This is a genomic window from Pseudomonas sp. efr-133-TYG-5, from assembly GCF_030209175.1.
Classification (GTDB): Bacteria; Pseudomonadota; Gammaproteobacteria; order Pseudomonadales; family Pseudomonadaceae; genus Aquipseudomonas.
This window is the reverse complement of record NZ_JARVSM010000001.1, coordinates 337841-352208: the sequence shown is the minus strand read 5'-3', so window position 1 is coordinate 352208 and position 14368 is coordinate 337841. Positions and strand designations below refer to the sequence as shown.

Here is a 14368-nt window from a genome sequence, read left to right as displayed (position 1 = left end):
ATTCAGGTGTTGCCCATTCTCCGGCGCCACGGGATCATGAATAAAGCCCGATTCACTGCTGAATGATATGAGCCAAATGAATATCGTAAACGTCGATCTCAACCTGCTGAAAGTTTTCGAAGCCCTGCATGAAGAGTCCAGTGCCAGCCGCGCGGCGTTGCGCCTGGGGGTTACACAGTCGGCGGTCAGTGCGGCCTTGCGCCGGCTGCGCGAGGTGTATGGCGATCAATTGTTCGTGCGCACCGGGCGCGGTCTGGCAGCGACGCTCAAGGCCAATCAACTGAAACCGGTGGTCAGCGACGCGCTGAACAAGTGCCGACAGAGCCTGGCCATGGTCGATCCGGCCGCCAACCAGTACGAAGGCCGTTCGGTCACTGTCGGCTTGTCGGATGATTTCGAGATCGCCTACGGCCGCCGGCTGATCGAGCAGATCGCCTGCAGCGCGCCGAAACTGCGGCTGATCTTCCGCCAGACTCACAGCCAGATCGTCGCCAGCGCCCTGATGGAGCGCAGCATCGACCTGGCGATTACCGCCGGCGGCTTTGCCGAGCGGCTGCTCAGCCGTCAGGTGCTGGGTGAAGGGGGTTACGCGTGCCTGGTGGACCCGGCAAGTCTGGCGCCCGGGCAGCAGCGGATCAGTCTGGAAGAATTTGTCGCCCGCGAACACATTCTGGTGTCGTCGGGTGGTTTCATCGGCATCACCGACGAAGGCCTGGCGGCCGTCGGACGCAGTCGCCGGGTGTGTGCCTCGACCACGCATTTCGCCGCCCTGCCGCATCTGCTCAAGGGCAGTGCGGCGGTAGCGACCATTCCGACCCACGCCGCCGAAGCCATCGCCGGGCTCAGCGGCCTGGTGCTGCTGCCCTGCCCGCTGGATCTGCCCCGCTACCCGGTGGAACTGGGCTGGCGCACCAGCAGCCAGATCGATCCGCTGCTGTTGAAGGTGCGCGAGGCGATCGCCGCCAGTTTCGCCGGGGCTTGAAGGCGCCTTACTTGTTGGCCGCCATCAGCCGGTTGACCTCACTGCGGACCATGTTGGCGAATTCCGGCGGCGACATGCCGTCCAGTTCCGCGCGGACCCACTCGGCCCATTTGCCCTTGCGCTTGGCGCGCTCGCCAAACAACCGTGCGGCTTCGCCCTTGGCTTTGCCCAGGTTGTTTTGCCAGAGTTCGAACAGACGGGATTTCTCGTCTTCCAGCGCGGCGCGCTCTGCGAGGGATTTGTCGGCCAGATTGAAACTCATGGGGAATTACCTGTTGCGTGAAAATAGGCGACATCTTACACGCTGTAAGGAAATCTCCCGCGGTGGATTTCTCTCGGGAAGAAAAATCGCTGCAACTTTTTCCACGGCGCCACACTCCATTGTTCACTGTCCATTCACCTGCAAGGAGTCACCCAATGGCCCGGAAAACCGCCATGCAAGCCGCCCAAGACCAAATCAAGGATCAGGCCTTCAGCGAACTTCAGGCTCTGATCGAAGAGTCGGACAAACTGCTCAAGAGCAGTGCCTCGCTGGTCGGCGAGGAAGCGGAGTCCCTGCGCGGGCAAATCGCCCTGAAACTGCAGCAGGCCCTGGACTCGGTTTCCAATGTGCGCGAGCGCACCAAACCGGCCGTTGAAGCCACCGAAAGCTACATCGGTGGCCACCCATGGCAGACCGTGGCGATTTCCGCCGGTTTCGGTCTGGTCGTCGGGTTGCTGCTGGGTCGTCGCTGAACCTGCGGCAATAAAAAAAGGCGAGCCCCGCGGCTCGCCTTTTTTAATGCCTGTATTTTTTAGTGACCGGCCAGTTCGCGCAGCTGTGCCAGGGTTTGCGCGTCCAGCGCAATGCCTTCGGCCAGCGAACGGGCACGCTGCAAGTGGCGGCGATCACCCGGCAGGCGCTTGAGGCCGACGCCGTGCATCTGCCGCACCAACTCCTGGCTGCGCTCGGCGAAGGGCTGCCCCGCGGCTTTGCTCGGGTCGATGACAATCAGCAATTGCCCGGTCCACGGGGTTTTCGCGCCCGGATGATTCTTCCAGTCGAATTCGAAGGAGAAATGCCCGCCGGTCAGCGCCGCCGCCAGCAACTCGACCATCATCGACAACGCCGAGCCCTTGTGCCCGCCAAACGGCAGCAGTGCGCCGCCCTCGAGAATCGCCTTGGGATCGCAGGTCGGTTGCCCGAGGCTGTCGACGCCCATTCCTGACGGGAGTTTTTCGCCTTGGCGTGCAGCGATCTGCACGTCGCCGTGGGCGATGGCACTGGTGGCCAGGTCGAACACGATCGGTGCACCACCGGCCCGTGGCGCGGCAAACGCAATCGGGTTGGTGCCGAACAGCGGCCGGTCGGCGCCGTGGGGCACCACGCAAGTCATGCTGTTGACCACGCTGAGCGCCACCAGCCCGTCCTCGGCAAACGGTTCGACATCCGGCCACAGCGCCGCGAAGTGATGGGAATTGCGAATCGCCAACACCGCGATCCCGGCGCTGCGCGCCTTTTCCACCAGCAACGGCCGCGCCGCCGCCAGCGCCGGCTGGGCGAAACCGCCACCGGCATCGACTCGGACAAAGCCCGAGGCGACGTCCTCGACCTGCGGCAGCGCCTTGCCGTTGACCCAGCCGCTGTTCAGCGTCGAGACATAGCCGGGCATGCGGAACACGCCGTGGCTGTGCGCACCGTCGCGTTCGGCGTTGGCGCAGTTGGCGGCGAGCACGCCGGCAGCCTCGGCAGACACACCGTGGCGCAGAAAAATCGTTTCGAGCAATTGCGTCAGCGCTTCGACTGACAGCGTGGACGTGTGGGCATGATCGTGAGGCGCAGACATCTGAAGCTCCAGAATAATTATTGGAGGGAACAACAGCGTACGAACAACTTGCGCCCCGATTAACCACGCCCGACCTGTCGCGTGTCAACCCTGCGGTAGCTATGTACCACCGCTGCGGGGCGGACGCGGCCTAACCTCAGGCCTCGATCAACCAGGCCTGCGAGGCTCGACATGTCTGCACCCACCCCACCGCTGTTGTTCGCCGAGGCCTTCGATGCCCCAGGTCGCTGGAAAGCGCTGGGCACGCTTCATGGCCTGAGCGAAAAGGACTTTCGTTGGCTGGCCCACGCAAAACTCGCCAGCGCTACCCTGCGCAGCCAGCAAACCCCAGCAATGCGCGCCGAGCGCATCCTGCTGACCGTCGGCAAGCAGATCCCGGTGCAACTGCCGGGCAGTTTCGTGCTCGGCGCCACGCCGGATGACCAGGGCGAAATCCTCTACACCCCATTGGCCGGCATCGAGAAGTTCGACGACCGCGCCGCCCTCCAGGAAAAACTCGAAGAGCGTCTGAACAAGGCCGATGAGCAGGACGACCTGCTGGCCTTTTTCTCCGTGGCCCAACGCAGGCGCCTGCTCGATGCTGACGGCATCACCTTGAGCTTCGCGGTCATCGCCGGCGATGTCTTCGCCGAATGTGAAACGTCCTTGCGTACGGCCCTGCTGCTCAACGCCCAGACCCTGTGTGATGAGCTCAAACAGTTGCCGACCCTCACTGCGCTGCTCGACAGCGTGCTGGCCGAACGCCTCGAACCGATGTTTGCCAAAGTGCAACAACGCCATACCCGGGTGACCTTTCATCCGCGCACCAGTCAACACAACAGTCGCGGCCGGCAGACCCTCGAGCACCTGAGCCTGAGCGAAGCGGTGTTGCTGCATTACCGCCATCAACGCTGGCCGGACGAGCGTCGACGTGAGTTTTCCAACCCCGGCCGCGCGCCGAAACCCGAGGATCAACAGCATTGGGAACAGACGCTGGTCAGTGTTTCCGGCCAACTGCCGACGTTGCTGTTCGACCAACTCGAGCGCTACTGGCAGGCCGCCGCCGGCCTTGGCATGCCGCGCCGCAGCCTGTTTCGCCAAGTACTCGAGGATCAGTTGCGCACCGAGCTGTTGCTCAAGCGCGACGCCGCTGTGCTCGATGCCGAGCAGTTTGCCGAACTGTTCCAACTGCTACGCCCCACCAACGACGCTGCGTCGGGGCAGGTCGTCGAATCCGTGCGGCTCTGGGAGTACGCGCCGAACTACGTCGAACTCGCCGGTTCGCTGATGCTCGGCGCCCCGTACGCCTGTCTCTACACGCCGGTCCATGGCCTGCAGATGCTCGCCGACTACGCCGATCTCAAGGCGACCTTGCAGGCAAAATTCGCCGCACCCGGTCACGAGGATGAGCTGTATGCGCTGCTCAACCTCGAGGAACGCCGGCGCTTTCTCGGCTTCGATCAACCGCAGGTCTCAGGCGCGCGAATCACCGGCGAGGTATTCCAGACACTGTTCGACGCCATCCTCACCAAGCAGCGGCAGAACATCGAGTACGCCCTGCAAGTGTTTCGTCACAGCGATGGCGCGGTGGAACTGCATGCGCTGTTCGACAAGGCGCTGGACATCCGCGCCATGCTGCACCAGCGGCTGCTGGCGCTGGAAGTGGCCGGGCGCTGGAGTACCAGCCCGGCGTTCACCGGCAGCCAGCAGCCGTCACTGGTGCTGAGCGACAAGGCCAGCGCGGCGATCAAGACGTTCAGCGGTGTCGAGGCGCCGATCAGTGCCGAGTTCAACGCCCAGCCGCTGAGCTCGGCCAAAGCCCAGCGCAGTTACCTGGAAAACATGAAAAACCACCTGGCCCATGCGCTGTTTGTCGGCGTCCGCGGCGAAGCGCGGTTGCGCGCGCTCACTGGCAGCCTGCCCGAAACAGCGGCGGCGATTGTCGAGGCGGTCTTCGACGCCGATCGTCCGCTGCGCGAGGAGCGTCTTGCCGTCAAGGGCTTCCGCCCCGATGCTTACTCGCTGACGCTGACTGCGCCGAACGCACGCACGCTGCTGCCGCTGGCTTATTGCGTGCTGATGACCGAGCGCGGCGGCCTCGATGCCGAGAACTCCGGGTGCGCGATCCTGTGGACGCCGGCCCTGGGCCTGGAGCTGTTCGACACCGTGCTGACGGCGCGGCGCGTGCTCGATCAACGCCTGCAGGACCCGGTGCAACGCCTGGGTCTGCTGGAAAATCTCTCGGCGGATCAACAGCCGTTCCACCAGCGCTACACCCTGGGCCACTGGAACCTGATCCGCGACCACCTGTTACTGCACCGCGCGCAATCGGCCATCGAGCACTTCATGGCGCGCTGCGCACAGATACGCGCGCGAATCAATGAACCGTCACGGCAAAAAAAAGCCCTGCTTGCGCAACTCGACACGCCCATCGTCACCAATCTGCACCTGGCCGCTGACCATGCCCGGGCCATCAGCCGCCAGCAATCGCTGCCGGCCTGGCTGAGCATGGCCTCGGCGGCGGAACAGCAGCGGCATGTCGAGCTGCTGGAACAATGGCGGCACAGCGTGGCGGACGACAAGGATTACCTCGACGGCATCCCGACGCTGTCGAGCCACGTCGCGCAGACGCTGAAAAGCCTGCTCGACAAGCGTTTCCCCGACAGCGCACTGGACCCGTGGCAGATCGAAATCACGCCGAACCTGAGTCTGGCCGGCCCCGCCTGCAACCTGGTCGAATTTGCTCTGAACCACGTCAATGTCGCCCAGGGCAGTGGTTTCACGGTTGGTTCGAAGACCCACCAGGCCTTGCCGAAAAACCTCGACCCGGCAGCCGTCCGGCAACTGTTGGCGGCACTGGCGATCAGCGACACCTACGCCGGCAAAGTGACGCAGGCCCTGACGGCGGTCGACACCGAAGGCCTGGCACGCAAACAGCGTTTTGTCCGGCAACTGCCGTGGCAACTGCTGCAACACGCCCACGCCATGCAGTTGCAACAGCAGTTGTCCGAGCGAGCCTTCGACAGCCTCTGCCAGGTGTTCGACATGCCTGACGCCACGGCCCGCGCCACGCTGGCCGGCGCAGACGCAACTGTGTCGCCGCTGACGCTGGTCAAAACCGCCGGTGCCGCGGCAATCGGCGTTCAGGGCATGTATCTGATCAAGCGCACAGCCGCGAAGGCGCCGCGAATACTCTTCACGCCGTACGCGCAGCCGATGTTTCGCGAATTTGCCGATGACGCCGCGCTGATCGCCGCGTTGAACACCCCCGGGGATCTGCAAGACCTGCTGATTCGGCGCCTGCCTCAGGCCCAGCAGGCGGTATTTCGCGGCCTGTTCCAGGCCAGTCTTGGCCAGATCAGCGAAATTCGCCTGGTCGACAACTCGATCACCGGCAACTGCCTGGAGCACCTGTTCACGGACAACACCGAGCTGCTCAGGCAAATGCTTGGCAGCCAGGCCAGAAGCGAGGCCCAGGCCGACTGGGAAGCGGCGAAAACCCTCTGCGCCGCCGACATTCGCCAGGTGCCCGCACCTTTGCCCGGCAAACTCGCCTACGTGCCGCTGCTCTGGCCGGCCTACGAAAGTTTCAAGGCGTCTGCCGAAGCGCTGCAGAACCAGCATTGGCGACGTGCGTTGAAGGGGTTTATCGACGGCGCCATGCAGCTGCTTGAAGTGGTGCTGCTGCCACAGGCGCCAGTGCCCCCCGCGGTCGTGCCAGCGCTGGACAGCGCCACCCTGCCGGTCGAGGTGAGCAACTGGGCGCAGACCCGCCTGACTTCGCCATGGCGCACGCAATTGCAGGTCTTCGAAACAACGGCGGTGGCCCTCAAGGACCTGACCCGCAACGCGAAGGACGGCACCTATGTGCGTTACTCGGACAACCGCACATTTGCCGCTGTCGCCGGCAAGGTCTATCGCGTGGTCAAGGACCACAACAGCCAATGGCAGCTGGCTGACAACGCATTGCGCGGCCCCAGACTGGTCAGCCGCGGTGACCGGCTGGTGATCGACCCCGATTGCTACACGGTGCATTACGGCAAGGCCGTGTCCAAACTGCACAACCGCTACAGCAATGAGCGCGAACGCCGCGAGGTGTTGGACATCGAAGCCCAGGGCATGCAGGAGATCCGCCGCAAGCACCCGCGCAAGGCGCAAATGCTCATGCAAGCCGTGGATCTGGCGCGGTTCTATGCGTTCAACAGTCTGCACAACCTTGCGCAGTTCGATCCTGAACTGCCCGGAACCCGCGTACACACCCTGCTCAAAACCGTGTTCGACCTGACGCACATCGATATCGAACTGTTGCGCAGCATCAAAAAAGCCATTGTGCCGATCTGTCAGGCGCTGGTGGATCCGGCCGAGGACCTGTTGAACACCGACCGTTTCGTCATCGGCTCGAACCGCTATTTCTCCGACATCATCGCGTTCGTGCTCGACGGTGACGATCAGAAAAAAGTGCACTTCACCGAGAAATTCTTCAGCCCGCAGCTGGACTGGTACAAATCCGCACTGACGCAGCCCTTTGACGTCGACAGCCACGCCCAGGCGGCCACCCTGATCCATGAATTCGCCCATCAGTTCAGCCAGGCCGTGGACATCGCGTCCATGGAGGCGCGGCGGCCGTTTTCCGACCTGATCTCGACGATCACCGCCTACGGCGCGACGATGAAGCAGAATCAGGAGCGCTTCCAGCGTGCGTCGTTGTCGCTGACCACGCCCCGCGAAGAGTTGTTCAGCTACTGGAGCGAATCACTGCGCGAGTGGCTGAGCTTCGACAGCATTCCGGCGCTGGCGCACGCTTGCGAGGGCGTACTGGCGGCCACGGGGAAGACCACGCTGGATACAGCGCGGGACGCGTTTCTCGATCCGCAGTCAGCGGCGGCACGGATCAACGTCATTCTGCGTAACGCCGACTCACTGGCGTATCTGATCTGCGCCCTTGGCAGGCAACTGGATCCGACGCGCTCGCCCTGAGCGCCAGGCAAAAAAAAGCGCAGGTCGAACACCTGCGCTTTATTGCCACGAGACTGGCCGACGCGGTCAGTCTTTCTGATCGCGCAATACGTTGCCCGAGGTGCCGTCGATGCGGAACTCATAGACCACGCCGTCAGCCTTGCGCCCTTCGCCTTTCCAGTAACCGTTGTTGTCGGCCTCGATTTCATAGACCTCGACATAACCGGCCTTGGTCTTGACGATCTCGATCGCCTTCTCGATGGTGACCCAGCCGGCGCCCGGGCGGTCGGCGAAGGCAGCACCGGCGCTCAGCAGGCCGGCAGTGGTAATCAGGGCGATAGCGGTTCTTTTGATCATTTTTTCACTCCATTTGGTGGATAGTGTGCGTAGGACGTCCTGCTGTTTTGGGCGCCTGCGTGAAAAATAAGTTCCACTTTGATGGGTAATTGCCATGACTGATGTTCTCGGCACCTCGCCTGCAAGGTTAGAATGCGCGAAACCAGGATGAGTCGATGACCCAAGACACCCTCTCGGAAGCCGAATACGATGCGATCACCGATGCCGCCGCGCATTGGTGCATGCGTCTGCATGCCGTCGACTGCACCGCCGAGGAGCGGCGCGCGTTCGAGCAGTGGCGAGATGCCCACCCGCTGCACGCCTTCGAATACGAAGCCATGCTGGAAATCTGGGAAGTCGCAGAACATTTGCCACGCCCGGAACCGGTCGCCAGCCCTGCCACGCCCGCCCCGACGCGTACGTGGCGCCAGTACGCCATGGCCGCCGGTGTCTGCGCGCTGGCATTGCCCATCGCCGCACTGACGGGCTGGAACCTCGGCTGGCTGCCCAACAGCTACCAGCACTTCGCGGCCACGGACAACGTGCGCCAGGTCCGCCTCGCCGACGGCAGTCAGGTCGAGCTCAACCTCAACACCGAGCTGACCTACAGCAACTACAAGCACGAACGCCGGGTCACTCTGAAAAAGGGCGAGGCGTTCTTCGAAGTCAGTCACGACGCGCAGCATCCGTTCGTCGTGCGTGCCGCTGAAGGCAGAATTCGTGTGACCGGCACCCGTTTCAACGTCTGGATGTATGAGGACCAGGTGCGGGTCAACCTGATCGAAGGCTCGGTCCTGGTGACCAGCAATGCCGCCCTGCCCGGCGACGGTCTGCGCCTGGGCCCGGCGATGCAGGCGCGCTTCCGGCACGGCGACTACATGCCGCAGCTCAGCCAGACCTACGCCAACGATACCGCCCTGGCCTGGCGTGACGGCAAACTGGTACTCAACGACCTGCCCTTGAGCGAAGCCTTGCCGCTGATCAACCGCTACCTCGACAAACCGGTGATGCTCGCCGATGCCAGCACCGGCGCCATCCGCATTGGCGGCATCTACAACATCAAGCAACTCAACAACCTGGTCGGTACGCTGCCCAAGGTCCTGCCGGTGTACCTGACCCGCAACAACGAAGGCGACCCGGTGATCAATCCATTGCCGCAGCAGCCGCCAAAAAGCTGAAGGCCGCCACCCTTGCGGATGCGGCCTTCGTGTCTCACGCAAGCTTCGACAGCGTTACTGCACTGCCACGCTCCCGCGCTTGTCCGCTGATTCGCGCACTGTCTGCAACTGATACTGCGGATCGGCCTTGATCTGCTGTTCGGTGAATGGCAGCACACTCCACTGCTTGTTGGAGAACGCTTGCGTCTGGTCCCGCGAGTATTTCGACGCCGGGTCGCTGGACAACGAGAACGCCAGCAGCCCTTCGGCATGTGGCCCCTTGTCATCGAACGTCACCACCTGCAGGTAACTGGTCCCGCTCACTACCTCGAGCCGACCGTCTTCGCGCGGCACACTCTGGATCGCGTTATAGATCCCCAGCGTCCCCGGTCCCCCGTGGATCGGCGTCTGTTTACCGCCGCTGCTGACCACCTGCACATCACCCCAGCGCATGTCCGCGCGCAAGCCCATTTTCGTCGCCAGTTCGGCGGAGGCCAGCATCGCTTCACGCAACGCCTTGGCAACCGGCGCCTGCTCGATGGCCAAGCCGCGTGGCGTGTGTTGCGCATCCTGCGGATCGAACGCGACACGCCAGACGTCCGGCGACTCCTGCAAGGTGCTCATGATGTTCTGGAAGTGCACCAGGCCCACGCCCGAGTCGAGGTTCGCCCGGCCGTCCCAGGCCTTGAGGCTGGCGCACACCGGTTTGAGTGCCGAGGCATCGGCACCCAGGTCAGCGGCGCAGAACTTCAGCAGATCCGGCATCACCTGGCCTGCCAGATACACCTGATCGTCCATGACCATGTGTTGCAGGTCCTTCACCGCCAGTGTCTCGCCCTGGTTCGGCGCCGTGAGGCGACTCAAGGCAAAGCGTGCACGCAGTCCCAGCGGCTGGCCGTCCTGGCTGATCAGCGGGGAGAACCCGGTCAGCGGCTGCGCCGGGTTGGCCAGCCACGCCGAATCGTTGGAATGCTGGACGAAGTCCTTGCGCAACAGCTGCGGCAACTGACTGGCAGGGTAAATGCCTGGCTGCGCCGCCTGCGGGTCAATATCCCAGGCGCAGGCGCTGTTGGAGCCGTCGAGCACGATCATTTGCAGGCCTGCGCGCGGATCGCTGCACTGGCCCAGTTTCTCGGCGTTGACGTTCGGCACCACCGACAGGTTCATGTACAGCGTCTGGCCCTTGTCATCCACGGCCAGGGTATTGACCCACGGGATGCCCTGGATCTTGTGTACCGAATCCTGCAGGTCCTGAAGGCTGGCCGCACGGTTCATCGCGTACCACTGCTTGAGCACCCGATCGTTGTCGAGATTGGCATCGCGCAGGCTGTAGGCGTACTGGTTGTCCCAGTCGAGTTTGCCCGGCCACTGCACGATCGGGCCGAACTGCGAGCTGTAGACATCGCGCGACACCGGCACGACCTGGCCGTCCGCCTGCTTGACCTGCACGGTCAGCGTCTGCTTGCTCATCGGCACGGATTTGCCATCGAGCAGATAGCGCGTCGGATCCTTCGGGTCGAGTTGCAGACGGTACAGCGTGAAATGCTTCGACGCGTCAACGGTGTGGGTCCAGGCCAGATGCTGGTTGAAGCCGATATTGATCATCGGCAGGCCCGGCAGGGCCGCGCCCATCACGTCGAGTTTGCCGGGGATGGTCAGGTGCATCTGATAGAAGCGCATGCCGCCCACCCACGGGAAATGCGGGTTGGCCAGCAGCATGCCGCGACCGTTGAACGAACGCTCGCTGCCCACCGCCACCGCGTTGCTGCCGCGATCCAGGGCGAAACGCTGCAGGCGTGCGTCTGCCAGCTCATAGGCGCGGGCGTCGTTGTCGATGCGCGCGGTGGCCGCTTGCGGCGGTGTGGCACCGGCCAGCGCTTCGGCGAACTGGCCGACACCGCCCTCGACCAGCAGGCGCCGGGTCAGCTTGACCAGATCGGCGGCGCCGATGTCGCGCACCCATTCACCCTGGCACTGCTGCGGCAGGCCCTGCTGGCGACGTTCGGCGAGGTACTGGTTGTAACCCGCCGCATAACCTTGCACCAGGTTCTGTACTTCAACCGGTTGCGCCTGCCAGAACGTGTTCACCGCCTGCGGGGTGTTGAGCCAGCTGAAAAACAGGTCACTGACGCGGTTTTCGCGTTGCTCGACGGTGAACTGCTCAGGCCCGAAGAACCGGGAACGCTCGCCGTTGACCGTGACGATTTCGTTGGCCAGCAGGCACAGGTTGTCCTGGGCATAGGCATAGCCGATGCCGAAGCCGAGGCCGCGTTCGTCCTGCGCGCGGATATGCGGTACGCCAAACGATGTGCGGCGGATGTCGGCGCCTCCCTGGCTGGTGGGGCTGAGTGCATGGGCCGACAGGCTCAGTCCGAGAAACATACCGGCGACGGCCAGTCCGGTTAACTGCCTGGAAATAATCACGCTCGCTCCTGATCGAAATACCGAAGAGCAGGCCTGCGTCGCCGGTCATCTGGCGCGCGACAGCCTGCTGCGGAAAACAGCCACGCACGCGTCCACGCGCAATGAGCCTTGCAAGGGAAACGAAGCCGGGGGAAAAAATTTAGCCGGGCGAACCGCGATATCGCCCCGTGATTACGGAGAAAACACGAATTAGCGACAAATTTTCTACATTTTGCCCTTCATGATTTGTCGGGCTGATTCGTCTTATACGCTGAGAGCACCCCAATACGTTTCCGAGCACGCTCTGAAAAGGAGTAACCGCATGTACAACTCGCAACTACCAACGGACGGTAGCCTGGCGCCAAAAGGAGCTTCCATGGGTTCGCGCGTCGGCGATTTCGGACACCGGGTCGAGCGCCACGGCAACGAGCGCATTCGACTGCTGCTCAAGAGTTTCGGACTGCGTACCAGCCTGATCCGGCTGAAAGTCATCGACGCCCTGCTGGTGGCCGCGCAAACCGACCGGCGCCTGGGTGTGCGCGGTGTCCATAGCCAATTGCTGGATCTGGACGTTCCGCTGTCGTTTCTCAGTGTGCGCGAAGTGCTCAAGCGGCTGTGCGCCGAAGGTGTGATCACCTTCAACGCCGACAAGAGCTACAGCCTGCATCCGCAGGCTGCCGCGGTGCTCAACTGCGATTGAAGCCCCCGCCGATCGCCGTCAGGGTTTGACCTTGCGGCGCATCACCCCGTTGATCACTACCACGACCACCGCCACGCCGATGGCGATGTACTGGAACATCTTCTCGCTGAGCATGCCCTGGTTTTGCAGCCAGGACAGGCCGAGCATGATCGCCAGCACCGTGAGGGCGATCAGAATCGAGTATTTCAAACGTTGCGACTGGGTCATTGCGGGTTCCTGAAACGATGGAAATGTATCCGGTTTGTATCGATTTGCATGCCATGCACTTACCGTGACGCGGGAATGCGCCACGGCAAACGGTGTCTCATGTTACAGCCGTGAAGAAGCTTTGGCTTCATGCGGTGTTAACCATGAGGATTTTGAAATGTTACGTCGAATCACCTGGCTGATTCCTGTCCTGGCAGTGCTGACTCTCAGCGGCTGCATTATTTTCCCCCACGGTGGCTGGCATGGCGATCACCATCGCTATTACCAAGAAGGTCCCGGTTACTATCATCGCTAGCCTGATTATTCATCCCACCAGTCTGTAGATGGATTAAACGGACGTCGCCCCAACAGGATTGACCGTCAACGATGCCCGCCTTGCGCGGGCATTTTTGTGCGCGCTGAAACATCCGGGCTAGACACCTCCCGACGCAATCAAGGCGTTTCTGCAGCGGCTTAAACATGCTGTAAGTATTTGAAACTTTCTGTCGCGGCAAAGCGTTTGGTGGCGCTGACGAGTTTATTTAGGCTCTGCGCATCTTTTACCCAGGCGGCACACAGGGATGTCTATGCAGAGAACCTTAATCGCGATCAAACCGCTGGCCATGCTCGGTTTCTGTCTGGCCGTGGCCGGCTTCGAACTGCTGACGTACATGGCCAGCGACATGCTGATGCCGGCCATGCTCGATGTCACCGCCGAGTTCGACGCCGCCGCGCACCATGTCGCCAACGCCTTCAATCTGTACCTGCTCGGCGGGGTCTGCGTGCAATGGCTGGTCGGCCCGCTCGCCGATCGTTACGGGCGGCGGCCGCTGCTGCTGACCGGCAGCGCCCTGTTCGCCCTCGCCTGCGCCCTGGCGGCAGGCACGACCAGCATCGAAGCCTTCAACCTGATGCGCCTGCTGCAAGGCATGGGCCTGGGTTACGTGGTGGCGGTCAGCTACCCGGCGCTGCAGGAAGTGTTCTGCGAAGCCGATGCGGTGCGGCTGATGGCATTGCTGGGCAATGTCGCCCTGTTGTCGCCGTTGCTCGGTCCCCTCCTCGGCAGCCTGTTGCTGCAATACCTGGACTGGCGCGAACTGTTCCTGGCCCTGGCGTTGGTCGCCGTGGCGGTATGGCTGGCGCTGTATCTGTGCACGCCGGAAACCGTCGGTGTCGCGCGCCATGACGGTCAGGTGATGGCGGCCGTCGCGTTCTCCGGGCGACAGTTGCTGCGCCGTTATCGTGCGCTGCTCGGCAATCGTCGTTTTCTCGCCGCCAGTCTTGCCCTGGGCCTGATGGGCCTGCCGCTGATTGCCTGGATCGGCGTCGCGCCGCTGCTGCTGATCGAGTTGCTGGGCATGACACCGGTGGAATATGGCCTGTGGCAGATTCCGCTGTTTTCCGCGGTGATCTGCGGCAATCTGCTACTCGATCGTTTGCTGCTGACGCACGCGCTGCCGCAACTGATCCGCCTGGCCCTGTGGCCATTCAGCCTCGGCCTGCTGAGCCTGATCGGCGTCGCCCTGCTCAATGCCGCACTCGGGCCGCTGATGGCGGGCCTGGCGCTGTATGCCCTGGGCCTGGGCCTAAGCAACGCCGCGCTGTACCGCATGGCACTGTTTGCCAGCGATGACAGCAAGGGCCTGGTGTCAGCCAGCATCGGCATGATTTCCATCGCCGTGATGGCCGCTGGCGGTTCCCTGATAGCCGCGCTCGGTGCCGGCGCAAAACTGCAATCCTTCGCCCTGCTGGCCGCCCTCGGTGGCTTGCTGGCGCTGCCCTTGCTCCTGAGCTTCCTGCGCAGCCAACCCACCGCGCACGCACTTCCACCCTCTCCGTAAAG

Annotated in this window: 11 protein-coding genes; 6 read left to right on the top strand and 5 right to left on the bottom strand. The window is 63.0% G+C overall.

Annotation, left to right across the window (positions count from 1 at the left end; genetic code table 11):
* Positions 1-67 precede the first annotated feature (67 nt).
* Positions 68-982 (top strand): LysR family transcriptional regulator, encoded by a 915-nt coding sequence (locus QRN70_RS01560; protein WP_285415461.1) that lies wholly within the window; start codon positions 68-70, stop codon positions 980-982.
* Positions 983-989: 7 nt separating this feature from the next.
* Here QRN70_RS01560 and QRN70_RS01555 read toward each other — a convergent pair whose 3' ends face one another.
* On the bottom strand, positions 990-1244 hold the full coding sequence (locus QRN70_RS01555; RefSeq protein WP_038363082.1) for a hypothetical protein: 255 nt from the start codon (positions 1242-1244) through the stop codon (positions 990-992).
* A gap of 155 nt (positions 1245-1399) precedes the next feature.
* Here QRN70_RS01555 and QRN70_RS01550 point away from each other — a divergent pair, with 155 nt between their 5' ends.
* Entirely contained in the window at positions 1400-1717 is a 318-nt protein-coding gene (locus tag QRN70_RS01550) for an ElaB/YgaM/YqjD family protein (protein WP_285415460.1), read from the top strand.
* A 59-nt stretch (positions 1718-1776) separates the two neighbouring features.
* On the opposite strand, the gene QRN70_RS01545 is transcribed toward QRN70_RS01550, so the two are convergent.
* Positions 1777-2808, bottom strand: coding sequence for an Ldh family oxidoreductase (locus QRN70_RS01545; protein ID WP_285415459.1), 1032 nt, complete (start codon positions 2806-2808; stop codon positions 1777-1779).
* Positions 2809-2979: 171 nt separating this feature from the next.
* Here QRN70_RS01545 and QRN70_RS01540 point away from each other — a divergent pair, with 171 nt between their 5' ends.
* Complete coding sequence (locus QRN70_RS01540) at positions 2980-7764, top strand: dermonecrotic toxin domain-containing protein (protein ID WP_285415458.1); 4785 nt, start codon at positions 2980-2982, stop codon at positions 7762-7764.
* Between the two features lie 66 nt (positions 7765-7830).
* On the opposite strand, the gene QRN70_RS01535 is transcribed toward QRN70_RS01540, so the two are convergent.
* On the bottom strand, positions 7831-8100 hold the full coding sequence (locus QRN70_RS01535) for a PepSY domain-containing protein (protein ID WP_285415457.1): 270 nt from the start codon (positions 8098-8100) through the stop codon (positions 7831-7833).
* Between the two features lie 155 nt (positions 8101-8255).
* On the opposite strand from QRN70_RS01535, the gene QRN70_RS01530 reads away from it, so the two are divergent.
* A complete protein-coding gene (locus tag QRN70_RS01530) occupies positions 8256-9257 on the top strand; it encodes a FecR family protein (protein ID WP_285415456.1) in 1002 nt (333 codons plus the stop codon).
* 54 nt (positions 9258-9311) lie between these two features.
* On the opposite strand, the gene pvdQ is transcribed toward QRN70_RS01530, so the two are convergent.
* Positions 9312-11660 carry a bifunctional acylase PvdQ gene (gene pvdQ, locus QRN70_RS01525; RefSeq protein WP_285415455.1) on the bottom strand — a complete coding sequence of 783 codons (2349 nt, stop codon included), beginning with the start codon at positions 11658-11660 and terminating at the stop codon, positions 9312-9314.
* 301 nt (positions 11661-11961) lie between these two features.
* Between pvdQ and QRN70_RS01520 the strand changes: the two genes are divergently transcribed.
* A complete protein-coding gene (locus tag QRN70_RS01520; RefSeq protein ID WP_285415454.1) occupies positions 11962-12339 on the top strand; it encodes a fe2+ zn2+ uptake regulation protein in 378 nt (125 codons plus the stop codon).
* Positions 12340-12357: 18 nt separating this feature from the next.
* On the opposite strand, the gene QRN70_RS01515 is transcribed toward QRN70_RS01520, so the two are convergent.
* A complete protein-coding gene (locus tag QRN70_RS01515) occupies positions 12358-12546 on the bottom strand; it encodes a hypothetical protein (RefSeq protein ID WP_285415453.1) in 189 nt (62 codons plus the stop codon).
* A gap of 566 nt (positions 12547-13112) precedes the next feature.
* Here QRN70_RS01515 and QRN70_RS01510 point away from each other — a divergent pair.
* Positions 13113-14366 carry an MFS transporter gene (locus QRN70_RS01510; protein ID WP_285415452.1) on the top strand — a complete coding sequence of 418 codons (1254 nt, stop codon included), beginning with the start codon at positions 13113-13115 and terminating at the stop codon, positions 14364-14366.
* Positions 14367-14368: the final 2 nt, after the last annotated feature.

Bases quoted from the DNA above. Each gene is read 5' to 3' on its own strand.
- QRN70_RS01535 (WP_285415457.1), bottom strand. From the start codon at position 8,100: ATGATCAAAAGAACCGCTATCGCCCTGATTACCACTGCCGGCCTGCTG.
- QRN70_RS01545 (WP_285415459.1), bottom strand. From the start codon at position 2,808: ATGTCTGCGCCTCACGATCATGCCCACACGTCCACGCTGTCAGTCGAA.
- QRN70_RS01530 (WP_285415456.1), top strand. From the start codon at position 8,256: ATGACCCAAGACACCCTCTCGGAAGCCGAATACGATGCGATCACCGAT.
- QRN70_RS01540 (WP_285415458.1), top strand. From the start codon at position 2,980: ATGTCTGCACCCACCCCACCGCTGTTGTTCGCCGAGGCCTTCGATGCC.
- QRN70_RS01510 (WP_285415452.1), top strand. From the start codon at position 13,113: ATGCAGAGAACCTTAATCGCGATCAAACCGCTGGCCATGCTCGGTTTC.
- QRN70_RS01560 (WP_285415461.1), top strand. From the start codon at position 68: ATGAGCCAAATGAATATCGTAAACGTCGATCTCAACCTGCTGAAAGTT.
- QRN70_RS01520 (WP_285415454.1), top strand. From the start codon at position 11,962: ATGTACAACTCGCAACTACCAACGGACGGTAGCCTGGCGCCAAAAGGA.
- QRN70_RS01550 (WP_285415460.1), top strand. From the start codon at position 1,400: ATGGCCCGGAAAACCGCCATGCAAGCCGCCCAAGACCAAATCAAGGAT.
- QRN70_RS01515 (WP_285415453.1), bottom strand. From the start codon at position 12,546: ATGACCCAGTCGCAACGTTTGAAATACTCGATTCTGATCGCCCTCACG.
- QRN70_RS01555 (WP_038363082.1), bottom strand. From the start codon at position 1,244: ATGAGTTTCAATCTGGCCGACAAATCCCTCGCAGAGCGCGCCGCGCTG.